26 protein-coding genes are annotated in these 24,971 nt (G+C 41.6%); 20 read left to right on the top strand and 6 right to left on the bottom strand.

Annotated features, from left to right (window positions below; translation table 11 throughout):
* The first annotated feature begins 3 nt into the window (after positions 1-3).
* The 6 genes from nirD to RCG22_RS13795 all read left to right on the top strand — a co-directional run bounded on the left by nirD (position 4) and on the right by RCG22_RS13795 (position 6,092).
* On the top strand, positions 4-324 hold the full coding sequence (gene nirD, locus RCG22_RS13820; RefSeq protein ID WP_098263946.1) for a nitrite reductase small subunit NirD: 321 nt from the start codon (positions 4-6) through the stop codon (positions 322-324).
* A 27-nt stretch (positions 325-351) separates the two neighbouring features.
* A complete protein-coding gene (gene cobA / locus RCG22_RS13815; protein ID WP_308103458.1) occupies positions 352-1,809 on the top strand; it encodes a uroporphyrinogen-III C-methyltransferase in 1,458 nt (485 codons plus the stop codon).
* Between the two features lie 3 nt (positions 1,810-1,812).
* Positions 1,813-2,448: an NAD(P)-binding protein gene (locus RCG22_RS13810; RefSeq protein WP_098263944.1), complete on the top strand. Its 636-nt coding sequence runs from the start codon at positions 1,813-1,815 to the stop codon at positions 2,446-2,448.
* Positions 2,449-2,630: 182 nt separating this feature from the next.
* Positions 2,631-4,223 carry a malate synthase A gene (gene aceB, locus RCG22_RS13805; RefSeq protein WP_308103457.1) on the top strand — a complete coding sequence of 531 codons (1,593 nt, stop codon included), beginning with the start codon at positions 2,631-2,633 and terminating at the stop codon, positions 4,221-4,223.
* Between the two features lie 46 nt (positions 4,224-4,269).
* On the top strand, positions 4,270-5,553 hold the full coding sequence (aceA, locus tag RCG22_RS13800; RefSeq protein WP_098263942.1) for an isocitrate lyase: 1,284 nt from the start codon (positions 4,270-4,272) through the stop codon (positions 5,551-5,553).
* A 104-nt stretch (positions 5,554-5,657) separates the two neighbouring features.
* Positions 5,658-6,092 (top strand): YueI family protein, encoded by a 435-nt coding sequence (locus RCG22_RS13795; RefSeq protein WP_308103456.1) that lies wholly within the window; start codon positions 5,658-5,660, stop codon positions 6,090-6,092.
* 151 nt (positions 6,093-6,243) lie between these two features.
* On the opposite strand, the gene RCG22_RS13790 is transcribed toward RCG22_RS13795, so the two are convergent.
* The gene (locus RCG22_RS13790) at positions 6,244-6,696 is read right to left on the bottom strand and encodes an OsmC family protein (RefSeq protein ID WP_308103454.1); all 453 of its coding nucleotides are present in this window, start codon (positions 6,694-6,696) and stop codon (positions 6,244-6,246) included.
* 90 nt (positions 6,697-6,786) lie between these two features.
* Between RCG22_RS13790 and RCG22_RS13785 the strand changes: the two genes are divergently transcribed.
* Entirely contained in the window at positions 6,787-7,278 is a 492-nt protein-coding gene (locus RCG22_RS13785) for a VanZ family protein (protein WP_308103453.1), read from the top strand.
* Positions 7,279-7,319: 41 nt separating this feature from the next.
* Here the strand turns inward: RCG22_RS13785 and RCG22_RS13780 are convergent, their stop codons facing one another.
* Positions 7,320-7,976 carry a lysozyme family protein gene (locus RCG22_RS13780; RefSeq protein ID WP_308103451.1) on the bottom strand — a complete coding sequence of 219 codons (657 nt, stop codon included), beginning with the start codon at positions 7,974-7,976 and terminating at the stop codon, positions 7,320-7,322.
* A gap of 227 nt (positions 7,977-8,203) precedes the next feature.
* Between RCG22_RS13780 and gatC the strand changes: the two genes are divergently transcribed.
* Genes gatC through gatB form a run of 3 tightly spaced genes read left to right on the top strand, consistent with a single transcriptional unit; the run spans position 8,204 to position 11,402 of the window.
* Positions 8,204-8,503, top strand: coding sequence for an Asp-tRNA(Asn)/Glu-tRNA(Gln) amidotransferase subunit GatC (gene gatC, locus RCG22_RS13775; protein ID WP_166255763.1), 300 nt, complete (start codon positions 8,204-8,206; stop codon positions 8,501-8,503).
* Between the two features lie 2 nt (positions 8,504-8,505).
* Positions 8,506-9,963 carry an Asp-tRNA(Asn)/Glu-tRNA(Gln) amidotransferase subunit GatA gene (gatA, locus tag RCG22_RS13770; RefSeq protein WP_308103450.1) on the top strand — a complete coding sequence of 486 codons (1,458 nt, stop codon included), beginning with the start codon at positions 8,506-8,508 and terminating at the stop codon, positions 9,961-9,963.
* Positions 9,964-9,974: 11 nt separating this feature from the next.
* Positions 9,975-11,402, top strand: a complete 1,428-nt coding sequence (gene gatB / locus RCG22_RS13765; RefSeq protein WP_308103449.1) for an Asp-tRNA(Asn)/Glu-tRNA(Gln) amidotransferase subunit GatB — start codon at positions 9,975-9,977, stop codon at positions 11,400-11,402.
* Between the two features lie 1,064 nt (positions 11,403-12,466).
* Here gatB and RCG22_RS13760 read toward each other — a convergent pair.
* Positions 12,467-12,898 (bottom strand): VOC family protein, encoded by a 432-nt coding sequence (locus tag RCG22_RS13760; protein WP_308103448.1) that lies wholly within the window; start codon positions 12,896-12,898, stop codon positions 12,467-12,469.
* Positions 12,899-13,049: 151 nt separating this feature from the next.
* Here RCG22_RS13760 and RCG22_RS13755 point away from each other — a divergent pair, with 151 nt between their 5' ends.
* Positions 13,050-13,586, top strand: coding sequence for a DUF1697 domain-containing protein (locus RCG22_RS13755; protein WP_308103447.1), 537 nt, complete (start codon positions 13,050-13,052; stop codon positions 13,584-13,586).
* A 44-nt stretch (positions 13,587-13,630) separates the two neighbouring features.
* Here RCG22_RS13755 and putP read toward each other — a convergent pair whose 3' ends face one another.
* The gene (gene putP / locus RCG22_RS13750; protein WP_308103446.1) at positions 13,631-15,109 is read right to left on the bottom strand and encodes a sodium/proline symporter PutP; all 1,479 of its coding nucleotides are present in this window, start codon (positions 15,107-15,109) and stop codon (positions 13,631-13,633) included.
* 225 nt (positions 15,110-15,334) lie between these two features.
* On the opposite strand from putP, the gene RCG22_RS13745 reads away from it, so the two are divergent.
* Positions 15,335-15,889 carry a thioredoxin family protein gene (locus RCG22_RS13745; protein ID WP_308103445.1) on the top strand — a complete coding sequence of 185 codons (555 nt, stop codon included), beginning with the start codon at positions 15,335-15,337 and terminating at the stop codon, positions 15,887-15,889.
* A 280-nt stretch (positions 15,890-16,169) separates the two neighbouring features.
* Here the strand turns inward: RCG22_RS13745 and plsY are convergent, their stop codons facing one another.
* Positions 16,170-16,790 (bottom strand): glycerol-3-phosphate 1-O-acyltransferase PlsY, encoded by a 621-nt coding sequence (gene plsY / locus RCG22_RS13740; protein WP_308103444.1) that lies wholly within the window; start codon positions 16,788-16,790, stop codon positions 16,170-16,172.
* A 161-nt stretch (positions 16,791-16,951) separates the two neighbouring features.
* On the opposite strand from plsY, the gene RCG22_RS13735 reads away from it, so the two are divergent.
* The 8 genes from RCG22_RS13735 to RCG22_RS13700 all read left to right on the top strand — a co-directional run bounded on the left by RCG22_RS13735 (position 16,952) and on the right by RCG22_RS13700 (position 24,239).
* Positions 16,952-17,590: a pentapeptide repeat-containing protein gene (locus tag RCG22_RS13735; RefSeq protein WP_308103443.1), complete on the top strand. Its 639-nt coding sequence runs from the start codon at positions 16,952-16,954 to the stop codon at positions 17,588-17,590.
* 142 nt (positions 17,591-17,732) lie between these two features.
* Positions 17,733-18,311: an RNA polymerase sigma factor gene (locus tag RCG22_RS13730; RefSeq protein ID WP_308103442.1), complete on the top strand. Its 579-nt coding sequence runs from the start codon at positions 17,733-17,735 to the stop codon at positions 18,309-18,311.
* Complete coding sequence (locus tag RCG22_RS13725; RefSeq protein ID WP_308103440.1) at positions 18,308-18,829, top strand: anti-sigma factor family protein; 522 nt, start codon at positions 18,308-18,310, stop codon at positions 18,827-18,829. Before RCG22_RS13730 ends, RCG22_RS13725 begins: the two co-directional genes overlap by 4 nt.
* On the top strand, positions 18,826-19,905 hold the full coding sequence (locus tag RCG22_RS13720; protein ID WP_308103439.1) for a DUF6677 family protein: 1,080 nt from the start codon (positions 18,826-18,828) through the stop codon (positions 19,903-19,905). The genes RCG22_RS13725 and RCG22_RS13720 overlap by 4 nt, the downstream gene beginning before the upstream one ends.
* 84 nt (positions 19,906-19,989) lie before the next feature.
* The gene (locus tag RCG22_RS13715) at positions 19,990-20,910 is read left to right on the top strand and encodes a hypothetical protein (RefSeq protein WP_308103437.1); all 921 of its coding nucleotides are present in this window, start codon (positions 19,990-19,992) and stop codon (positions 20,908-20,910) included.
* Between the two features lie 189 nt (positions 20,911-21,099).
* Positions 21,100-22,041 (top strand): diacylglycerol kinase, encoded by a 942-nt coding sequence (locus tag RCG22_RS13710; RefSeq protein ID WP_308103436.1) that lies wholly within the window; start codon positions 21,100-21,102, stop codon positions 22,039-22,041.
* Between the two features lie 124 nt (positions 22,042-22,165).
* The gene (locus RCG22_RS13705) at positions 22,166-22,711 is read left to right on the top strand and encodes a cysteine hydrolase family protein (RefSeq protein ID WP_308103434.1); all 546 of its coding nucleotides are present in this window, start codon (positions 22,166-22,168) and stop codon (positions 22,709-22,711) included.
* Positions 22,712-22,775: 64 nt separating this feature from the next.
* Positions 22,776-24,239: a nicotinate phosphoribosyltransferase gene (locus tag RCG22_RS13700; protein WP_308103433.1), complete on the top strand. Its 1,464-nt coding sequence runs from the start codon at positions 22,776-22,778 to the stop codon at positions 24,237-24,239.
* Positions 24,240-24,462: 223 nt separating this feature from the next.
* Here RCG22_RS13700 and RCG22_RS13695 read toward each other — a convergent pair whose 3' ends face one another.
* Positions 24,463-24,786, bottom strand: a complete 324-nt coding sequence (locus RCG22_RS13695) for a hypothetical protein (RefSeq protein ID WP_308103432.1) — start codon at positions 24,784-24,786, stop codon at positions 24,463-24,465.
* Positions 24,787-24,971: the final 185 nt, after the last annotated feature.

The following is a 24,971-nucleotide window of genomic DNA, read 5'->3' as shown; positions in this document are numbered from 1 at the left end:
TATATGCTACAAACATTAACTCGAATTCCAGTGGCAAACTATTCAAATATAAAAGTTCGATCAGGCTATTCACTTAAAATTGACGACACAGAAATCGCTCTATTTAAAGTAACCAGTGGAGAGGTTTATGCTGTTGAAAACCGCAGCCCCCATCCAAAAGGCGGCGTCCTTTCAGAAGGACTTGTTAGTGGCGAATATGTATATTGCCCCGTCTATGATTGGAAAATATCCTTAAAAGATGGTAAAGTACAAGCACCGGATGAAGGTCAAGTACGGACATTTAAGGTAGAATTAGAGGAAGATATCGTTTTTATTATCAGATAAGAGCGAAATGGGAAGGATGGCTGCAGGATGAAAAAGGGGAAAGTATTCTTAGTAGGAGCAGGGCCGGGCGACGTCCGTTTAATCACCGTTAAGGGACTGGAGGCCATTAAGCAAGCCGAAGTCATTTTATATGACCGGCTTGCCAATCCCAAGCTATTGGAATTTGCTCCAGCGGATTGCGAACTGATTTATTGCGGAAAGTTACCAAACCGCCATATTCTGCGCCAAGGGAATATCAACGAGCTTTTGGTTGAGAAGGCGCTTGAAGGAAAGCGGGTTGTTCGTTTAAAAGGCGGCGATCCTGGCGTATTTGGCAGAGTTGGCGAAGAAGCTACCTCCCTGGCTGAGTATCAAATTCCTTTTGAAATTGTTCCTGGTATTTCATCGGGTATTGCAGCCCCCCTATATGCAGGAATTCCTGTTACCCATCGTGAGTATGCAGAATCATTTGCTGTTGTTACAGCCCATGATAAATCGAAAGAGGGCAAACCGGTGCTAGACTGGGAAGGACTTGCCCGTGGTGTCGATACGATTGCTTTTTACATGGGGGTTGGCAATTTACCGTTTATTTGCGAAAATCTCATCACCTATGGAAAACCATCGTCAACTCCTGTTATTTTGATTCAATGGGGGACATTTGCCCGTCAAAAAACATTGCTAGGGACGCTGGCAGATATCTCTGAGAAGGTCATCGAGGCAAAGTTTAGCAACCCATCGATTATCTTAGTAGGTGACGTCATTGCCCTTCGTGAAAAAATCAATTGGTTCGAGAAAATGCAGCTGTATGGACGGCAAATCCTGCTTGCCCGGACGAGTGAGGCCCCAAGTGAATTAGCAAAGGAATTAATGGACCAAGGCGCTGATGTGATTGAATTTCCAAAGTGGAAACGGACTTCATTGCCAGTTGAATTAGAAAAAGTGACTTCCTATGAGAAAATACTCTTTACCTCACCAGAAAGTGTAAATGAATTTTTCACAGCGGTGCTGGAGGACGGAATCGATATCCGAAAAATCCGTGCCGACTTCTTTGGTGCTTCTGTGAAATCGATAAAAGCATTAAATAATCGCGGGTTTATTGCTGCACATGCGGATGAATTAGGCGAGCCAGGTACTATGTTGATCGTTGGAGACGATAGCATCTTGAAAAAAGAGTTTGATTCAGATTCAGCAGACATTATGGTGACCAGCAAGAAAGAGCTTGATTATCAATTCCTGCCTCTTTTTAAAAGAATGTTAGATGAAGCGGACGTGAACACCATGGTATTCCCAAGCAGTGCCTCTGTTGAACCGTTTATGAGAGCGTTAGGTGAAGGTGACTTGAATGCTGATGAACTGTTTAAAGGACTGCAAATCGTCAGCATGGGAAAACAAACAGAAGCTGCCGTTGTAGAGGCGGGCCTTTCGTCGAATGGAACGCCTGCACAAGCAACGCAGGAAGCGCTGGTGGAATATTTAGCAGCCCGTTGTCCTGTCGAGGAAGTGTAGAAGATGCATGCAGGCTATCCAGTGACCCTAAGGTTAGTAGGTAAAAAGGTTGTTGTTGTTGGTGGCGGTAAGGTTGCCGAGCGAAAAGTTAAGGGACTGCTTGGTACCGGAGCCGAAATCGTCGTCGTCAGCCCGGAGGCAACGGAGGGAATTCAAGGACTTCATCGGGAGGGAAGAATTGTTTGGAAGCAAAAGTTGGTTGCTGTTAGCGACCTGGCGGATGCATTCATGATTCTTGTTGCGACAAACAATCCACAACTGAATCAGTCAATTAAGAAAACGGCTGAAGCCCACCAGCTTGTAACGATAGCAGATGATCCAGATGGCTCCAATTTTCATGTCCCATCCCACTTCTCGCGGGGTCAGTTGAGCATTGCCGTTTCAACAGGAGGAGCCAGCCCAACCCTCGCCGGCAAAATTCGGGAGCAGCTTGAAGAGCAGTTTGATGATTCGTATGAAAGCTATCTTGAATTTCTTTCTTGCAAACGAAAATGGATTTTGAAAGAAGTAGAAGATGCCACTTTGAAGAGAAAACTATTAAAAACCATTGTCAGCTCGGATTTCTTAACTAGTGCAAATCGGGAAGATGATTTTATCAGGTTATATGAAGCGCTGCTTAAAGAAACGCGCCAATCATGATCCAATGAAGGATGTCACAGACGTCCTTTTTTTTATGCCCTTTTTCTTTTGAAAATAGGATATAGGGAGTATTTACCTATTTTTCTAAAATTTCCAGAAAGGTGGTTCCATTTTTAAAAACGGTGTTATATAATACAAAGCGTAGATACTTCCTGTATTATAACAAAGAGGTGATGTAGTTCATGTCGACGCAAACGACAGGCATTGAAGTGGTTGGGCCAGTGAAAGCCCAGTACGATGAGATTTTAACACCAGGGGCATTAAACTTTATTGAAGAGTTAGAGCGAAAGTTTGGCGATAGAAGAGTTGAACTGTTACAGTACAGACAAAAACGCCAAGCGGAAATTAACGATGGAAAATTGCCGGATTTCCTCCCTGAGACGAAACATATCCGGAATGGTGACTGGACCATTGCTCCACTGCCGGATAATCTCCAAGACCGCCGGGTCGAAATTACCGGTCCGACTGATCGGAAAATGGTCATCAACGCTTTGAACTCGGGTGCAAAGGTGTTTATGGCTGACTGTGAAGACGCCACTTCACCGACTTGGGAAAACATCATCGAAGGACAAATCAACTTAAGAGATGCGGTTAATCGAACGATATCCTTTGAAAATCCGAATGGGAAAAAATATGAACTAAATGAAAAGACAGCTGTTCTGTTTGTACGACCACGCGGACTGCATCTAGTAGAAAAACATATTTTATTAGATAGCAAGCCTATTTCAGGAAGCTTTTTCGATTTTGGAATGTATTTTTTCCATAATGTGAACCAGTTACTTGCGAGGGATACCGGGCCATATTTTTACCTGCCAAAGCTTGAAAGTCATTTGGAAGCACGGCTGTGGAATGATGTATTTGTATTTGCCCAAGAAAAGCTTGGGATTCCAAATGGAACTATTAAAGCGACTGTCTTACTAGAAACCATCATGGGTGCATTTGAAATGAACGAGATTTTATTTGAGCTAAAAGATCACTCTGCAGGATTGAATTGTGGAAGATGGGATTATATCTTCAGTTACTTGAAAAAGCTGCGTAATCACAAGGATGTCATTTTACCCGATCGCTCGCAGGTAACGATGACGGTTCCATTTATGCGTTCGTATTCGCTCCTGACGATTCAAACTTGTCACCGCCGCAAGGCACCGGCAATCGGTGGAATGGCCGCTCAAATTCCAATCCGTAACAATCCTGCGGCAAATGAGGAAGCCTTTGCCAAGGTTCGTGCGGATAAGGAACGTGAAGCCCGTGATGGACATGATGGAACTTGGGTAGCACACCCCGGTCTTGTTCCGGTAGCCTTAGAGGTTTTCAATCGTGAAATGCCTATGGCAAACCAAATCCATACGAGTAAACAGCAGAAAATCACCGTAACGTCTCAAGATTTGCTCGAATCACCAGGTGGCACGATTACAGAAGAGGGCGTTCGTTTGAATATAAATGTCGGTATCCAGTATGTTGCTTCGTGGCTAAGCGGTAATGGCGCGGCACCGATTTACAACTTGATGGAGGATGCCGCAACCGCTGAAATCTCACGAGCCCAGCTATGGCAATGGATTCGCCATCCAAAAGGAGTGCTGAACGACGGGCGTAAAGTAAGTGTGGAAATGTATCAGCAATACAAGGTGGAGGAATTAGAAAGAATTAAACAGGAGATGGGCGCTGATGCCTTTGAAGGCGGCAGATTTGATGAAGCCATTGAACTGTTTGACCGATTGATCTTAAGTGATGAGTTTGCTGAATTTTTAACCTTGCCGGGGTATGAACTTATTTAGTTTTTTAATAAAAAAATACTTAATAGATTACTAGGAGGAATATAAAATGACAAATTCAAGAGTAGCGCAATTACAAGAAAACTGGGAAATGGATAGCCGTTGGAATGGGATTACTAGACCCTATACTGCTGAGGATGTAATCAAGCTCCGTGGTTCGATTGATATCGAGCATACGTTGGCTCGGAAAGGGTCAGAAAAGCTTTGGAAACTATTAAATGAAGAAGACTATGTAAACGCTCTTGGTGCCCTAACGGGGAATCAGGCCGTCCAGCAGGTAAAGGCAGGGTTAAAAGCTATTTACCTAAGCGGTTGGCAGGTAGCTGCTGATGCGAACCTATCCGGACATATGTACCCGGATCAAAGCCTATACCCAGCAAACAGTGTACCGAATGTCGTTAAAAAAATTAATCAGGCCTTGCAGCGTGCCGACCAGATTACTCATTCAGAGGGAGACAATTCAATTGATTGGTTTGCTCCAATTATCGCCGATGCAGAAGCTGGCTTTGGCGGCCAATTGAATTGTTTCGAACTAATGAAGGGCATGATTGAAGCCGGTGCGTCAGGTGTCCACTTTGAAGATCAGCTTTCTTCTGAGAAAAAATGTGGTCACTTAGGTGGGAAGGTGTTATTGCCAACGCAAACGGCGGTTCGTAATTTAATTGCTGCTCGTTTAGCTGCAGACGTTATGGGCGTTCCAACCATTTTAGTTGCCCGGACAGATGCTAACGCGGCTGATTTAATTACTAGTGATATTGATTTGAATGATGCCCCTTTTATTACAGGCGAACGCACGGGAGAAGGGTTCTACCGAGTGAAGGCAGGGATTGGCCAGGCGATTGCTCGCGGCTTAGCGTATGCCCCTTATGCAGATCTTGTATGGTGTGAAACGTCGGAACCGAATATTGAGGAAGCAAGACAGTTTGCGGAAGCGATTCATGCGGAGTTCCCGGGCAAACTGCTCGCTTACAACTGTTCGCCATCTTTCAACTGGAAAAAGAAATTGGATCAAGAAACGATTGCGAAATTCCAAGTCGAGCTTGGCAAAATGGGCTACAAGTTCCAATTCGTTACTCTGGCAGGATTCCACGCCCTAAACCATGGTATGTTCGAACTTGCACGCGGATATAAAGAGCGCGGAATGGCAGCTTACTCCGAATTGCAGCAAGCTGAATTCGACAGCGAGCAATACGGCTACACGGCCACACGTCACCAACGTGAGGTAGGTACAGGTTACTTTGACCAAGTTTCCATGGTCATTACAGGTGGAACCTCATCAACAACCGCGTTGAAAGGCTCAACGGAGACAGAGCAATTTACAGGGAAAAACTAAAGGGCGATCCTTCTCTCCTAGTGGAGAGAGGGTTTTTTTGTTTGAGGAACATTTTTTAGGGTATCATCATAGATAATAATAGCCTTTTTATGGAGTTGATTTAATTGAAAAAGACAACCGTTGACGAGGTCTTACAGCAGGGTATCTATGGGCCATTAGAAACAAAACCAGATGAGCGGCGGAAATTCTTAGGGACTTTGAGGGAACGAATTGTAGTGGCACTTACAAAAAGCCAAGTGGCAGAAACCAGCGTGTATCCCAAAGTTGAGAAGGAAATGAAAGAAAGGCCACAGTCCCACCTTTTCTTAAATGGAAATATGAGTTATGAAACCCTTTCGAAATATGTAAAGCTGGCCACAAAATATAAAATTGAACATACACTTGTAACCAATAAAGAGCACGACTCAGAAATTGGCTTGGTGCTAGCTATGGATTATGCGATTGATCAGGAAGATATTTTTATTACCAATAAGGAACCTGTCTTGCAGAAAGAAGTCAAAAAAAACAAAGGCTTTTTTGCAAAAATCTTTAAAAAATGATGTATGTCATTTCAAGAAACTTACTCCGAAACATCAGAAATTAATCAGCCAGAGTCAAAATTGTCCTTATGAGAAGTTCATAAGGACAAAATCCCCAAAAGCCAGACCCGCAGAAGCCCTATGAAACGCTAAACAGAGACTCCACTATTTTTTATCCTGCAGCCACTTCCACCGTAGCCTGCAACTCGATTTCAACATTCCCCTGAATCGCGCGGCTGATCATGCAAGATGCCTCCGCTTTTTTGGCCAGCCTCACAGCCATTGCTACTTCTCGCTCAGATGCATCTTGTTTCAAAACAACAAGCGGTCGATGAATGATCTTTTTATACGTAAACACCCCATTGGTGACATCAACAATTCCTTCAGACTCCATCGTTAAGTTTTCCTTCACTAACCCACTACGCTCCATCATTGCTGCAAGTGTAATAATATAGCAGGTTGCAGCAGCCCCAAGCAGCATCTCATCTGGATTGGTGCCGACACCCGGTCCGTCCATTTCTGATGGGATGGAGATCTTTGTTATTAAATTTCCAGCTTCAATCTCGCCAACATCATTCCGTAATCCCGGCCAGTTCGCTTTTAAGTGAAAAATATGTTCAGCCATTCTAATTTCCTCCAATTTTAGTTTTGCTCCCACGTGATTTGGAAAATATGGTATGGTTATTTCGATATGTAAAAAATGGAGCAGTGACGAATGAAAATCATTTATAAAATAACTCTTATCCTACTTCTTTGTTTATATTTAGCAATTCTTTCAAAATTGATTTTGTTTAAATATATCCCGTTATCTGAAATTATAAATCATTTTAACTTTACTTATGATGAATACCACTGGCGTTCGAATAACTTCGTGCCTTTTAAGACGATTAATTTCTATCTGTTCTTAGCGGATATCAACTTAAATATACGAATTGAAAACCTAGCAGGAAACATCATTGGTTTTGTACCCTTCGGATTTATCTTACCATTGCTGGCAAAAAAGTTTCAAAAACTTAGCACCGTTACCATTTCCACCTTTTGTTTAAGTCTGACGTTTGAACTGCTGCAGCTAATATTTGAATTTGGCAGCTTTGATGTGGACGATTTGATATTAAATACGGTAGGGGGGATTTTGGGTTATATCCCTATTAAACTCGTTCTTCTTATCACAGGGTTTAAAAAGAGGAATATAGACATAACCCAATAGTAGGGGCAGTTTTTAAATAAACAAAAACCACCGATGAATCTTTAAAAAGATCCACTGGTGGTTTTTTCATTCTCCGTTACTGGAACCGTGTCAGCTAATAATTGAATATTTTTCGTTACTTTTGTACTATAAGTAAAATCACCATAGCAGTAAGGGTAGCGGAAATTATCCTTATTGCCGCCACAAGTATAAATAGTAGGCTTTTCTTTTACCTGCTGGAGTGAAAACTCCTTTGCAAGTGCCTCACTATGTTTGCCGCCGTGCTGGGCAATATAGTTAATGTAACCAATTCCCATGTTGTAAGACTGGATAATTGTCTCGAAATCTACCTTTTTCTGATTCCCATAGGTGAGTACGCGCTGAAAATGTTTCACTCCAACTTGAATACTTTTTTGGGGATCTGTTATCGTATTTCTTGCCAAACCTGCCGATTCTGAGGCCTGCATCGGATCCCCGCCCCGGCCTAGGCTCTCCTGCTGCATTAAGGCAATTAGAACGGTCGTATGACTTTCGAGATTATATTTTGCTAATTCATCATGTATTAAGGGACGATATTTTTTTACATCAGCAAAGGGATCAGTTTTCACTAAATCTGGGGATGACTGGTGTTGGAAATAATTTTGGAACATGGCTAATACGCAAAAAAGGACAAACAGCATGAAAAAAAGTTTGAATTTCTTCCTTTTTCGTTTTTTCAAAATAGAATCCCTCCCATCCATTAACATTATAAGGGAAGTTGCAAAAAATGTCTGCGATGGGCTTAATGAAAAAATTCTAAGAGAAAAATAGATTTAATCTTCAAAAGTTTGAAGAAAAAACACTTCACTTGCCAATACTGATGAGGGAATCATTGCGGTAAAGCGGAAAAGTTTGGTATCATCATTAGTATTGATATGACAAGATAAATGGGATTGGGGGTTAGGATATGTCAAGAATTTCAAATCAACAGGTTAAGCATGTAGCCAATCTGGCACGATTGGCAATTACCGAAGAAGAAACAGAAAAATTTACCAAGCAACTGGATGCAATTATTACCTTTGCTGAGCAGTTAAATGAATTGGACACGGAAAATGTAGAGCCTACATACCATGTGCTGGATATGAAAAATGTTTTACGCGAAGATAAGGCCAAACAAGGATTATCACTAGATGATGTACTAAAAAATGCACCTGAGCATCAGGATGGCCAGATTAAAGTACCATCGATTATGGGGAAGGAGGATTAACGGTGAGTTTATTTGACTATAAAGTTTCAGACTTACATGAATTGCTACATAAAAAGGAACTGAAAGTATCTGATCTTGTTGATGAATCATACAAGCGAATCGGACAAGTCGAGGACAAAGTTCAGGCATTTTTAACATTAGATGAAGAGCGGGCTCGTCAATCCGCGAAAGTGTTAGATGAGAAATTCAACACTGATTCCGCAAAAGGATTGCTATTTGGGATGCCGATTGGTCTAAAAGATAACTTGGTGACAAAAGGACTGCGGACAACTTGTGCGAGTAAAATTCTTGAAAATTTTGATCCTATTTATGATGCCACTGTCGTTCAGAAACTTCAGCAGGCAGAAACCATAACCATTGGAAAATTAAATATGGATGAATTTGCAATGGGATCATCCAACGAAAATTCTCATTTCCAAACAACAAGGAATCCATGGAATCTTGAGACAGTTCCTGGTGGTTCTTCAGGCGGCTCCGCAGCATCTGTTGCCGCAGGTGAAGTCCTATTTTCGCTAGGTTCTGATACGGGTGGTTCGATCCGTCAGCCGGCTTCTTTTTGTGGTGTAGTAGGTTTAAAGCCAACCTATGGCCGCGTTTCTCGCTTTGGTCTCGTGGCCTTCGCGTCATCACTTGATCAAATTGGACCGATTACAAGAACGGTTGAGGACAATGCCTATCTGCTTCAAGCGATTTCCGGTCTTGACCCAATGGATTCAACCTCAGCAAATGTAGACGTTCCAAACTTTGCTAGTGCCTTAACAGGCGATGTAAAGGGTCTCAAAATTGCTGTCCCAAAAGAGTATCTTGGTGAAGGTGTCAGCGAATCCGTCCGCCAGTCTGTTTTAGATGCCTTAAAGGTACTCGAAGGTCTTGGCGCCGTTTGGGAAGAAGTTTCCTTACCACACTCGAAATATGCGCTGGCTGCCTACTATTTGCTTTCTTCATCAGAAGCATCAGCAAACCTAGCTCGTTTCGATGGAGTCCGTTACGGTTACCGTTCAAAGGATGCTGAAACATTAATCGATTTATATAAAAAGTCACGAGCAGAAGGCTTCGGTGATGAAGTAAAGCGCCGGATTATGCTTGGAACATTTGCTCTAAGCTCTGGTTACTATGATGCTTATTATAAAAAGGCACAACAGGTTCGGACATTAATCAAACAAGATTATGAAAATGTTTTTGCTAAATTTGATGTAATTGTTGGACCAACAACACCAACACCAGCTTTTAAAATTGGTGAGAAAATCGAAGATCCGTTAACGATGTACATCAATGATATCTTAACCATTCCATTGAACCTTGCGGGCTTACCGGGAATTTCCGTTCCGTGTGGCTTTGATGGCGGCTTGCCGTTAGGATTACAAATCATCGGTAAGTATTTTGATGAAGCAGCCATTTATCGGACAGCCCATGCGTTTGAGCAAGCAACAGACTATCATAAACAGAAACCTGGATTATAGGGGTGAAGACCGTGGAATTTGAAACAGTGATTGGACTTGAGGTCCATGTTGAGTTAAAAACAGAATCAAAAATTTTCTCGGCGAGCCCTAATCATTTTGGTGCGGAACCGAATACGAATACAAGCGTGGTTGACCTTGGTTATCCGGGAGTTTTACCTGTCCTAAATAAAAAGGCGGTTGAATTCGGGATAAAGGCTGCCATGGCGATTAATTGCGAGGTTGCCACCCATACCAAGTTTGACCGCAAGAACTACTTTTACCCGGACAATCCCAAGGCCTATCAGATTTCTCAGTTTGATAAGCCGATTGGGGAGCATGGCTATATTGATATTGAGGTAAATGGTTACACGAAGCGGATTGGGATTACGAGAATTCATTTGGAAGAGGATGCAGGAAAGCTGAACCATGGCAAAGGGTATTCACTATGTGATTACAACCGTCAAGGCACTCCGCTTGTTGAAATTGTATCCGAACCAGATATTCGCACACCTGATGAGGCCTATGCTTATCTTGAAAAATTAAAATCAATTATCCAATATACAGGTGTTTCCGATTGTAAGATGGAAGAAGGCTCACTCCGTTGTGATGCCAATATTTCAATTCGTCCTGTGGGACAAGAAGAATTCGGTACAAAGACAGAATTGAAAAACTTGAACTCTTTCAATTTTGTTCGTAAAGGTCTTGAATATGAAGAGAAGCGTCAACGTGAGGTAGTAGCTGCGGGCGGAACGATTGATCAAGAAACGCGCCGCTTTGATGAAGCGACTGGAGCCACACTATTGATGAGGGTCAAAGAAGGTTCTGATGACTATCGTTACTTCCCGGAGCCGGATTTAATGGATTTGTACATTGATGAGGACTGGAAAGCCCGCATTCTTGCGGAAATCCCGGAATTGCCGGACCAGCGTCAAAAGCGTTATATTGACGAACTTGGACTACCTGTTTACGATGCAAAAGTATTGACTGTTACAAAAGAAATGGCTGATTTCTTTGAAGCTACAGTTAATGGCGGAGCCGATGCGAAGTTAGCCTCGAACTGGATCATGGGGGATGTTTCCGCCTACTTGAATGCGGAGCAAAAGGAACTTCACCAAGTTGCCTTAACACCAGAAGGTCTGGCAAGCATGATTAAGCTCATTGAAAACGGAACAATTTCTTCAAAAATCGCTAAAACTGTTTTTAAAGAGTTGATCGAAAACGGCGGCGATGCTGAGCAAATTGTCAAAGACAAAGGGCTTGTACAGATATCCGATGAAGGAACCCTTCTTAAAATTATTTCAGAGGTATTGGATGCCAATCCGCAATCGATTGACGATTTTAAGAATGGGAAAAATAAAGCGGTTGGTTTCTTAGTAGGGCAATTAATGAAAGCGACTAAGGGGCAGGCCAATCCACAACTGGTTAATCAGTTGTTACAGCAAGAACTACAAAAGCGTTAAATGGAAGCTGGCAGAATGCAGTCTAAAAGGTTCCGTTTTCCGGCGCTTTCTAATTAAAAGACACAAGAATTGACGTATGAATTGGCATACGTCTTTTTCTTGTCGCTAATATAACCGCATCTAGGATATCAGAGGATAGCGGTTGGGGGACTTGACTAGGTTAAGCGACCGCATTGATAAATAGACGGAAAAATTCCGCTTAATTCGTAATTATTAATAAAAAGGGCTTAAATAGACGGAGAGATTCCGCCTATTGATTCGAAAAATTCAAAAATGGGGGATTTTTCTTTGCATAGCCGGAAAACCTCCGCTTATTAACTCCGAAACGAGCTCCATTCGTTATTTAAGCGGAAAATCTCCGCTTATGTTACTTTTCTATTGACCAATAACGATGCAAATAAATACAACTGTCATTTCAGCACGTATTTTAGGAAAATTACCTCAAAATGGAACCCCTTAAATGAAATCTGAAAGCTTTTTATTTTGTCGAGCGGATTTCGACATTCTTTTCTCGATTTCCCGGGAAAAAACTCATATGCTAAAAGGGTTTATCCTGTACCTAATCAAACGTTTGGTTAGTAAGGAATGTTCGGGGATGGTGTCGAAGCTTGAGAATTTCCCTAAGGAAATCCTAGTATCGACAGGTTTTTTACTTTTTACGTGGAAAATGATAACTGGGTCGACAAAGAGTTTTCACAATAAAGGGCTGAAACCCTTTTGTTATATGGCTTCATGGAAAACTAATCAAACGTTTGGTTAGTTTTATTAAAGAGTGTTAATTCAACAATATTTTTAGTGCCTTTTGCATAAAAAGCTTAATTCATAAAGGTAATCAGCCAATTTAATTAAACGTTTGATTAAATTGCAATAAGTTGAAGGATGTGGGAATTAAAAGAAATAGGGCAGCTAGGAGGCTTTGATGCCCCATTTACCGACAAACTTTTTACCTGAAAATATAGAAAAACCCTTTATTTAAAAGGGTTGAAGCTAAAACTAATCAAACGTTTGGTTAGTATTATTTTTAGCTTAAAATAGTCGAGTCGTGTAGGAATTAGCCTTTGTCCCTAAAAGGCTATCATCGCACCGCGCTCATCAAAAATAGCCGTAGGGTTCCAAGCAACTTCCCAGAGGTTATTTTCAGGGTCAGCAAAATAGGCTATGCGTCCACCCCAGAAGACATCACTTGGCTCTCGCAGTATTTTTGCCCCTGCACTTCGAATCGTTTCTATCGTTGTATCAACTTGGTCTTGGTGGTCTACGTTAATGGAAAAGGTCACACCATGAAAGCTCTCGGGAGAGTGTGTAAATTCAATGCCGGCATCCTTTGCTAATTCGGCAATTGGGTATAACGAAAGCAGGACGCCTGCTGTTTTAAAGACGGCAAATTGATCTGAGCTTATATCCGTTTCCTCCCACCCCAACGTTTGATAAAACTTTCTAAGAGCAGGCAAATCGTTCGCACCGATCGTAAGTAAGCTAACTCTTTGAGGTACCATAAGTTAATCCCTCCATAAAAATGATTTTGTATCTAATTTTCTCCTTACGGTCCATATTATCCTCCCAAACTTACGGATATAGATAGTTTAAACCAACGAATAAATGGTAAGATTTTAGGAAGATGTATTTTAAAAAAAGCGAGGTTCATATATGACTATTTACATTGCGCTGCTGAGAGGCATCAACGTTGGCAAACATAACCGGATTAAAATGGCAGACTTAAAAAGTTTATTAGAATCAATGGGGTTAGAAAAAGTGAAGACCTATATTCAAAGTGGCAATGTTTTGTTCGAATCAAACGACGAGGCCCCTCAACTTAGCAAACGATTAGAGGATGAAATAAGCAAGACCTTTGGTTTCCCGGTCCCTGTGATTTTAAGAAGCTCAGAGGAATACGAGCAGATGATCCGTAACTGCCCTTATCGGGTGGAATCACTGAAGGAAGGCGAGAGTATCCAATTAGCCTTTTTGGCTGACGAACCTTCTCTTGAGAAAGTGGACCTTCTACGTAACTACAAGAGTGACCCGGACGAATGCGTTATTTGGGGAAAAGAAGTTTATCTTTTTTTACGGCAAAGTATCCTCGATTCAAAGCTAGCAACACAGCTTCCAAAGCTAGGTGTTCCGGTAACTGTACGCAACTGGAAGACCGTCATCAAACTATCAACCATGGTTGATACGTTATAAAGATAAACAACGCTCGGATCATCGGGATCCGAGCGTTAATCATATTATTCATTTTTTAAAAGGCGAACACTTTCATTAAATTCCTTTTCGATCACATCATTTTTCTTATAAGTGATTAAGCTGATAACCACCGCTACAATTAGATTGAAGACAAAGCCCGGAACAATTTCATAAAGCCTGTCGCCAAGTCCAACATTTTTCCAAACGATAACTGTAACAGCACCAACAATCATCCCGAAGAGGGCGCCCCAATTTGTGATCTTTTTCCAGAATAAACTGAGCAAGATAATTGGTCCGAAAGAAGCCCCAAAGCCTGCCCATGCATAGGCAACAAGGTCTAATATGGTGCTATTTTGTTTGAAAGCTAGAGCAGCGGCAATAACAGAAACGAGAAGAACGGCCATTCTTCCTAAGAAGACCAGTTGTTTGTCCTTGGCGTTTTTGTTCATCACCATTTTGTATAAATCCTCAACAAGTGCACTGGAAGTTACGATTAATTGGGAAGAAATCGTACTCATTATCGCTGCAAGAATGGCAGCTAAAGCAAATCCAGCGAAGAGAGGATGGAATAAAATCTGACTTAATTCTATAAATACGGCTTCCGGATTCTTTAATACATGATCTGGATTATTGTGGAAAAATGCAATACCAATAAATCCTGTAAAGATTGTACCTATAAGTGAGATAATCATCCAGCCCATCCCAATGCGGCGGGCGCTTTTTGTTTCCTGAATCGTTTTGATTGCCATGAATCTTACAATAATATGCGGCTGGCCAAAATAGCCAAGTCCCCATGCCATGGCCGAAACAATTCCTAAAAAGGTTGTCCCTTTTAATAAATCCATTTTAGTAGGATCAATTGCTCGAATCGTTTCAAACGTTTCGGCGGGACCACCCGTGTGAAAGATTCCAATGGCGGGAACAAGCGCTAGGGCAATTAGCATCATTAATCCTTGAATAAAGTCTGTATAACTTACCGCCAGGAATCCACCAAATAAGGTGTAGGCAACCGTAACGCCGCCAACAATTAACAGTCCGGTATGGTAGCTTGTGCCAAACGAACTCTCAAAAAAGACTGCTCCGGAAACCATCCCGGAAGAAACATAGAAAGTAAAGAAGATAAGAATAACAATACCTGAAACAATACGGAGTAGCTTTGTGTTGTCCTTAAAGCGGTTCTCAAGATAGCTAGGAATCGTGATGGAATCATTGGCAACTTGAGTATATGAACGTAAGCGAGGTGCTACTAATAACCAGTTAAGGTAAGCGCCAATCGTTAAACCGACGGCGATCCACGCATCGGCTAAACCGGTTACATAAATTCCCCCAGGTAAGCCCATTAACAGCCAGCCGCTCATATCAGCAGCCCCGGCACTTAACGCGGTTACAGCAGGTCCTAAAGACCTTCCCCCAAGCATGTAATCCGTAAGATTGCTAGTCTTTCGATAGGAATACCAGCCGATAAAAAGCATCGCGGCAATATAGATTCCTATGGAAAGTAGTTGTAGTGACTCGTTAGACATATATTTCCTCCCCTTGAAGTTATTTTAGAAAATACTTTTAATAATATTTCCTATATATAAAATATTCTATCAACTTTAAATTACTATTACTAGTGTAAAAATATATTATTGAATTAATAGTAAAAAAAGCTTGTAGAATAATATTGGTAAATCTTATAAGCAGTTCAATTGTTACGTGTTGTTGAAAAGTCTATGATTGAAGAAAATGGAAGGGGTGCTGTGAAAATGGATTTAAACCAATGGTTTCAAAAAGGGTTGACTGTGGATGAGTACATAAACGCAATGACAACCAATAAAGAGGAAATGCTTACAATCTATAAGCAATTTACCTTAACAGATGAAGACAAGAATAAACTTGAGGCGTTACGGCCGCAAAAATTACGAGTGATTGTCCTATCTGAGGATTGGTGTGGGGATGCGATGCTTAATAACCCTATTTTGCTGAGAATAGCCGAAGCTGCCGGAATGGAAGTCCGTTTCGTGCTCCGCGATTCAAATCTGGAGTTAATGGACCAATATTTAACCAACGGCACATCGAGAGCCATTCCGATTTTTATTTTTATCAACGAAGAAGGAAATGAAGTCGGTGTTTGGGGACCAAGAGCACCGGAAATGCAGGCGTTTGTAATGGAAAAGCGTGCAGCTTTGCCGGATAAAGATGCCGAGGATTTCCAGGCAAAACAAACGGAATTGTTTAAGAGTCTAAGAGCAACCTATCAAACAGATACAACGATTTGGCAAACCGTTGCCACTAGTATCTTTGCAACACTTATAAAATAAAGAAAAGTATAAATTTCGACTTTGAAAATTGTCCAGCTCCAGCGCCCTAGCGGCTAGTGTCCTTCGCTCTCCGCCCTACGATAAGTCAAGCACGAATGCGCCTCCGGCTCTTCGTGTTTCCTTTAGCTAATCATAATTTATTCCATAAATTATAAACGCATAAATTCAACTATACCTCTGTCTTCGCCTAACGGCTTGCCAGTCGGCAAGTTTACATTTATCTCAGTTGGAGCGCTCCAGGCCATACGCCGCTGAACAGGGCGCTTGCGCTTTTCTTATTTTAAAAACTGCTGTTCTTTGGAGGGATGCGATCGTTAATCAATTTTTTATCGTTGATTTTTGGTTCAATACCGAGAATAAAGTTACGAATATTTGAGCGGTGCAAATAAATTAGGAATAACGAGAATAATGTAAAGATAAGTTCAAATTCTAATTTGGAAGACATCAAAGAATAGACGAGCATACTAATACCAACGGTAATGGAGCCAATAAAGACATACTTTGTTAAAAAGATGACTAAAAAGAAAGCAACATACGCAATAACTAATAGATAAATATTAGCGATTAATAAGGCCCCTGCGGTGGTGGCAATCGCTTTTCCACCCTTAAAGCCTGCAAAAATCGGAAAGCAATGCCCAACAACAGCCGCTAACCCAAAGTAAAGGGGTTCTGCATCAAGATGAAAGTAGATGGGCAGGTAGGCTGCCAAGGAGCCTTTGGCAAGGTCTATGATCAATACGAAAATAGCTGACTTCTTACCGAGAACTCTCAAAGTATTGGTCGCACCAGGATTTTTACTGCCATGATCCCTGATATCCACCCCAAAAACCAACTTGCCCACGATTAGCGCTGTGGGAACGCCTCCAATTATGTAGGAAGCTAGAATCAACAGCCAGAACATAAGCACCATCCCCCCATCTATTCTTTTAATAAATTCGTATTATTTATAGATAATATCACAATTCAGTGGTAGTATTTTGTTGAATTCTCCCGATATAATTACTAAATGACATACATACAGTACATGATGAACGACATTACCTCTTGAAAAGGATGATCTATTTGAGTCAGAAGTTTAAAGTTCAAAAACCAAAAATCCCAGCCCAGTTAACTCCCTTTGATTATAATGAAAGAGAAGATTCATATATTAACATGGCGCTTATTAGCGACTGTTCAATTTCACAAGAGGAAGTTGAAAAGGTAAGATTCGAAGAGGTTGTATTTAGAAATGTTACATTTCTAGATGGATCATTTCGCTTTGTTCAATTAACCGATGTTATTTTTGAACGGTGCGACTTATCCAATGTGGACTTTACTGATGGAATCATCCACCGTGTCGAGTTTCGGGATTGCAAGCTATTAGGATTAAATCTTGCTGATGCTGCGCTAAGAAATGTCTTATTTGAAAATTGTAATCTAAATATGGGCTCGTTCGGATATGCTGATTTGAAGGAAATAAGGTTTGAAAATTGTTCCCTTCGCAGTGCAGATTTTTACGAAACAAAGCTTAATAAATTAGGGTTTAAAGATTGTGATCTCGAAGATGCGAATTTTACAGGAACCACACTTAAAGGAGTAGATCTCAGCACCTGTAAATTTAACCACCTAAATCTATCACTAGATAGTGTAGCCGGGTGCATAGTTTCTGCAGATCAGGCGATTGGATTTGCGAGGCTGTTAGGATTGGAAATTAAAGAGTAAACTTTGTAAAACCGTGCGGTTGCTACCCGCACGGTTTTTACGTTTAACCACCACTAATATCACCATGGTATGATAAATAGAATGGGGAAAAATATTTTTTAAAATAATGTAGGGGTTTTTCAATTACCTTTCGTCTATTAAGGTGAGTAACAAAAAAGGAAAGGGGGAGAGAACCATTAATGAAGAAGCATTAATAGAAAAGGTGTTGGATGGCAATGATCATGCCTTCCGCCTTTTGGTTGAGAAGTACCGCAATGATGTGTTCCGGACCATCTTTGCCGTACTTCGCGACCAAAAGGAAGCAGAAGATGCAGCACAAGAAGTATTTATGAAAATCTATCTGTCTCTCCCCCAATACCAAAATCAAGGTTTCAAAACGTGGATAACGCGAATTGCGGTTAATCAAGCGATAGATATCAAAAGAAAACAGGTGAGAAGAAGAGAGGAAGTGGCAGAAGAGCTCGAGTTGCCGTTAGTAGGGACAGCGAAGGATAGTGTGGAAAAAGAGATCATTGAAACGGACCGAAGAAGGCTCGTCAGGAGAAAGCTTGATGAACTGCCGGACAACTACCGTGATGTCATCTACGGATTTTACATTGCGGAAAAAAGCTATCAGCAAATGGCTGAGGAGCAAAATGTCCAGGTGAAAACAATCGAAATGAAGCTGTACCGGGCACGCCATTGGATGAAAAGGAATTGGAAGGAGGACGATTTTTCATGAAGCACTACAACTATGATGAGTGGCTGCAATACGTTAAGGACGAAATTAATGAAAAAGACAAACAGGAACTAGAAGATCATTTATATACATGTGACCAATGTCTAACCCATTACTTACTGGCGATCGAAGCAAATGAAACATCGCTTCCAATTCTATCAGACATGAGCGAGTTTACCGATTTGGTCATGGCAGAGGTCTCGAAACAAAAAATTGTGGTGCCTGACACCACTGGTAACTTTAACACTATGTTAATGGTTCCTTCGGTGCCTGACACCAAAACCAAAATTAAGAAAAAACCTTTTTATCAGCAGGCGTTGTTCCATTATTTACTAGCGGCCGCGGCGACGATTTTGTTGACCTTCACGGGTGCTTTCCAATCGCTCGCTACGTATGCGAATGCGTTAGAAAGCCCGAAACAGCAAGTTCAGGAAAAGAAGCCTTCGGTGACAGAGGGAGTTATTAATAAAACTTTTGCATGGATGGATTCACTAGAAAAGAAGGGGGCAGTTAAGAAATGAAAAATCCGACAAAAGCATTGACCTTATCCTTATTCCCTGGTCTTGGTCATATTTATTTCGGCAACATGTTTCGCGGAGTACTTTATCTAATAGCCGTAATGGGGCTGGCATTCGTCACGGTCATTGGGTTAGCAACGAACAATGAGCAATTGGGCATCGCTACCTTTATGCTGGGACTGTTCCTTTACCTCATCAGCTTTATCGACATGGGTGTGCAGATCTCCAAACATAAAAAAGCGCTGAAGTCAGCGAATCCGGATGAACCTCAGCTACAGGCTGCCCAAGATTCAGAACGATTTTATACGATTGTTTTATCGTTTATCCCAGGCTTAGGTCATTTCCAGATTGGTTTGATGAACAGGGGCTTAACGCTTTTGGCCACGTTTTTGGGGCTGGGGGTTATGGTTACCTTTGTAACGGCTCTTTCCAATCGTAGTGAATTTATGGTCTTCATGGCCGCCCTGCCAATTATTTGGGTCTACGGATTCTTTGATGCCGTTCAGCAGGTGAATAAAAAGCAGCGCGGTGAGGAGTTAGTTGATCGTACGATTTTTGAAGACTTTGAAATGCGCCGCGAGGATGGAAAAAAGAGTAAGTCGATTGCGACCTTTCTTTCAATCTTCCCAGGGGCTGGCCATCTCTATATAGGCCTACAGCGCCGAGGCATCCAGCTAATGGCAGCATTTCTCTTTTCTATCTATATTTTAGATATCTTACGGCTAGGTATCTTCTTGTTCTTGATCCCAATCATTTGGTTTTACAGCTTTTTTGATGCAATGCAAAAGGTTTCAAAGTACGGCGAAGACGAGATGGAGGACGTTCCGATTATTGCTTACTTCCTTAATCATCAGAAATGGGTCGGCATTGGCCTAGTCTTGTTAGGACTTTACTATCTCGTGATGAACGTCCTGCTTCCAGCTTTTTCGCCATTCATAAACAGGCTGATTAATATCGATGTGATGTATTGGGTTCAAGGTTATTTTCAAACGGGGCTTGTTTGTCTGTTGTTGATAGGCGGAGGAATCAAACTTTTATCTGGAAGCAAGCAAAAGCAGGGGGCTGAAAAGAATGAGTAGGTGGGGAAAAACAATTGCAGGCGCAGCAATTATCGGATTCGGGATTGGGTTCCTTTTTAGAAAAAGAAAGGGAGGGGAAGCAGCATGAGAACATGGCGTGTTGGAACGTTTTCGATGGGGGCCTCACTCGTTTTCCTTGGTCTCTTCCTGTTCTTTTCAAAGTTTTTGGGGTTAGATCTTGTACAGGTGATGACGGCTTGGTGGCCGCTTTTATTGGTTGTCCTTGGGATTGAAATTCTCGTTTATTTATTTTTGTCACGACAGGAAAAGCCAGTGTTAAAATATGATTTCCTTAGTATTTTCTTTGTCGGAGTGATTGGAACGGCAGGGATTGTGTTTGCGATTTTAAGTACAACAGGAATTATGGGGAAGGTAGAAGAAGTGATGGCGAGGGAAGAGCGCTCGTTTGAACTGCCTGATTTCTCCTACCAAATCGATGACAGTATCAAACGGGTCGTCGTCAGGACGGTTGGCCATCAGATGACGATCGAGTCCACGGAGGATAAGGAAGTTTCTTTGTTCGGCACCTACCGGGTCCAAACAGCTAAAAAGGCGAAGTTACTCGAAAGTGCAGATAATGTAATTTCGGCAAACCAAAAGGGGGATACGCTTTATTTAAATATGAAGTCCCTGCCAAACGATATTGGCTTGTTTAATGGATATGGAGAGACGGCTGCGACGCTTTTGGTTCCGAAGCATGTAAAGCTTGAGGTGAATGGCAGTGATAATGCACTCACTTTGAAGCCGCGCACACTCGAGAACGACTGGAATATTGAAAGTGTATCATCGATTGTCGTCGATGTGGCGGAAAAGAGTAATCTGAAGGTGGATGCCATCGGTGCCCAAGAGGTAAGAGGGAAAGAGGGCGACTGGAAGGTGGCAAAGGAAAAGGCGGATGATGGACCGGATAATAGCAGGAAAAATGCGGTTTATCAAGCGGGCGAAGGAAAATACCATATTACAATTGCCAATGCCTATGAGATCAGCTTAAATACAAATCAGTAAACCGGCGCTTCCGCTTTTTGTTTTTTTTTGCAAAAAGATAAAAAAGAGGTATGATAGGAAATGGATGTTTGAAGATTATTAGTAGATACGCTTGCAATATGTTTGTTAGTACGAATGATAATTGGTAGAATATTGAAGTGAGTGGGACGTTATTACCGATGTTGATTTCAAAAATAGGATGATGAAACGATGAAAAGAGCAAGACTGATTTACAATCCTACCTCAGGACGTGAAATTCTAAAGCGGAATCTACCGGAAATTCTCCAAAAGCTAGAAATAGCTGGGTATGAGGCTTCTTGTCACGCAACGACTGGGGCAGGGGATGCGACGGAAGCAGCACGGTTAGCTGTTGAGCGTAAGTATGATATTGTCATCGCAGCGGGCGGTGATGGAACGATTCACGAAGTGGTCAATGGTCTCGCAGAACAGGAGTATCGGCCGAAGTTAGGAATTATTCCTGCCGGAACAACCAATGATTTTGCCCGTGCCTTGCAAATTCCGCGAGATATCGGAGCTGCAGTGGATATTATTACAAAAGGGGAAATGATTCCAGTCGATATTGGGCGCATCAATGATCGATATTTTATAAATATTGCTGGCGGCGGTAGAATCACCGAGCTTACATATGAGGTACCAAGCAAATTGAAAACGATGCTCGGCCAACTGGCCTACTATTTAAAAGGGATGGAAATGCTGCCTTCCATTAAACCTTCTGATGTTTCTATTGAGTATGATGGGAAATTGTTTGAAGGGGAAGCGATGCTGTTTCTTGTCGGCCTGACCAATTCGATTGGCGGCTTTGAGAAACTGGCGCCTGATGCCTCCATAAATGATGGCTTATTTTCACTGTTGATCCTGAAGAAGACCAATCTTGCTGAGTTTATCCGGATTGCCACATTAGCTCTTCGCGGGGAGCATGTCAATGATCCGAATGTCATCTACACACAAGCCAACCGTATTAAAGTTCATGCGACGGAAAAGGTTCAATTAAACTTGGATGGTGAATTTGGCGGATTGTTGCCAGCTGAATTTGAAAACCTCTATCGTCACTTGGAAGTATTTGTACCACTTGAAGATATTCGTCCGAATGACCGTCCAACGGATTGGGAACCAGGAAAGAGATATAGCTAAGAGAGTTCGTTCCATTGGGGCGGGCTTTTTTTTGCATATGAAAAAGGGGAATTTGAAAGTGTTCTAGAATATTTTGTATGATGGACGGTAAATGGTTGTAAAGAAATAAAGGGGGAGATGGGAATTGAAGGCGTTAATTAATATTGATTATACCTATGATTTTGTAGCGGTGGATGGGGCATTAACGTGCGGGGAGCCCGGACAAAGGATTGAAGGGAAGATTGTTGCGTTAACGAAAGAGTTTATGGAGAGTGGGGATTATGTGGTCTTTGCCATAGACGTCCATGACAACGGAGATGAATTCCATCCGGAAACAAAACTGTTCCCGCCACATAATCTGCGTGGAACCTCAGGCAGGGAATTGTTTGGATCCTTGAAAGAGGTATATGAAAGGAATCGTCAGCTTGAAAACGTTGTGTTTATGAATAAAACGCGATACTCTGCGTTTGCTGGAACGGACCTTGAAATCAAATTACGAGAGCGTGGAATTACCGAAGTCCATTTAGTCGGCGTTTGTACGGATATTTGCGTCTTACATACCGCAGTTGATGCTTACAATAAAGGCTTTAAGATTGTCGTTTACAAGGATGCCGTTGCTTCTTTTAATCAGGCAGGTCATGAATGGGCCATTGGACATTTTGAACAATCCCTAGGAGCAAACGTTAAATAGACTTCCGAGGGTAATATTGGTTATAATGATGGAAAAGCTGAAATAGTACTTCGGGGGTCAGATTATGAAACACTTTTATCAGGATGATAGTTTAACTCTGCATACGGATCTATATCAGATCAATATGGTAGAAACGTATTGGAGAGATGGGATACATAATAAACGTGCGGTCTTCGAACTATTTTTCCGCAAGCTACCGTTTGGGAACGGTTATGCAGTATTCGCTGGATTGGAGAAAGTCATCCAGTATATTCAAGGCTTCCGTTTTAGCGAGGAAGACCTCGAATATTTGCAAAATGAAGTAGGTTATAAGGAAGACTTTATCCAATACCTTAAAAGTATCAGTTTCACCGGAACTATCTGTGCGATGAAAGAAGGAGAGCTTGTTTTTGGTAATGAACCGATCTTACGAGTCGAGGCTCCACTTGCGGAAGCGCAATTGATTGAAACAGCGCTGCTTAACATTGTGAATTACCAAACATTAATTGCGACGAAGGCATCGCGAATCAAACAAGTCGTCGGCGCTGAAGTGGCAATGGAATTTGGGACAAGGCGGGCCCAGGAGATGGATGCAGCGATTTGGGGAACGAGAGCCGCATACCTTGCTGGTTTTGAATCAACGAGCAACGTAAGAGCGGGGAAACTGTTTGGTATTCCTGTATCCGGAACACATGCCCATTCAATTGTCCAAGCTTATAAAGATGAATACACGGCTTTCATTAAATATGCAGAAACACATAAGGATTGTGTCTTTTTGGTTGATACATATGATACACTTCGGCTCGGCGTTCCAAATGCGATTAAAGTTGCAAAAGAGTTGGGGGATAAAATTAATTTTATCGGTATTCGCCTGGATAGCGGGGACCTTTCTTACCTTTCGAAGGAAGCAAGGAAAATGCTGGATGAGGCGGGATTCGCGAATGCTAAGATTGTGGCTTCAAGTGATTTAGATGAATATACAATAATGAGTTTGAAATCACAGGGGGCAAAAATTGACAGCTGGGGAGTGGGCACGAAGCTAATTACCGCTTACGACCAGGCTGCACTTGGTGCGGTTTATAAAATTGTGTCGATAGAGAATGATAACGGAAAAATGGAGGATACGATTAAAATTTCTTCCAATCCGGAAAAGGTTACAACACCGGGATTGAAGCGGGTTTATCGGATTATCAATAATACAAACCACCATGCGGAAGGGGATTATATTGCTTTAGCGGATGAAAAGCTCCCGGAAAAGCGGTTACGGATGTTCCATCCTACCCATACGTATATGAATAAGGTGGTTACCAACTTTACAGCAAAAGAATTACATAATGAAATTTTTTCTAAAGGCGAGCTTGTTTATGACATGCCTTGCTTGGAAGAATCTCGTGATTATTTAAAGCAAAACCTTGATGCCCTTTGGGACGAGTATAAGCGGATTACAAATCCGGAGGATTATCCCGTCGACTTGAGCCAAAAATGCTGGGATAATAAAATGAGAAATATTGAAGAGGTTAAAGAAAAAGTTGAAGCAATGAAAAAGTAGCCATGTGATTTCTACTTTACAAAAAAGGGCAGACTTCAGTGGGGGATGAATTTCCTCCCCCCTCCGAGTCTGCCCTTCGTTTATTTTTGCTTAAAGAAATCGACAAAAGCATGGAAAATCTCGACACCTTGGTAAGTTAACATGCTTGCAGCTGATAGTGAAAAGAAGCCGATGATTACAAAGCGCATCCACATATATATTTCCTCCCTTTTTTGGTGTTAGCTTATAATTCGGGAGAGTGGATCACATAGTTTGATTGGTGAAAAATAGGGATAAGGAAAATGTGGCTTTTTTTCAAAATTATTGACAAATAAATGAGCGGTACTGCAGCTGCTAAAAGGATGAATGTAAGCACAAAATGAATTTGAATGACTAGGGGCAGCTTTTTTTCATTATCCCATTGCCCTTTTGAGGCACCATCATCTACATTGATGACAGCTTTGAAATTTGCTTGTGAGTGCGGAAGTGAATAGGCCAAGTGGTTGAAGGTGAAGGCAAGAAAGGCAAGGAGTAAAGGCACGGCAAGATTTTTTTTCAACTTGATCATTATCCACTCCTTCCAATAATGAGATTGTTTTAATCATATACACTTTTATTATATTTGGAAATAAAAATATTCTGACAATTTTCTTGCCTTTTTTATAAAAAGGGCGTTTGTCCTATTGAAGTTTCGCAAACGGTCAGGCTTTGTGTTACAATCTTAGCTAGTCAAAACATGCAAAGGAAGAAACG

It is taken from the genome of Neobacillus nitrireducens, assembly GCF_030915405.1.
Lineage (GTDB): Bacteria > Bacillota > Bacilli > Bacillales > Cytobacillaceae > Neobacillus.
The sequence above is the reverse complement of the archived record's forward strand: the minus strand, read 5'-3'. Positions and strand labels throughout refer to the sequence as shown.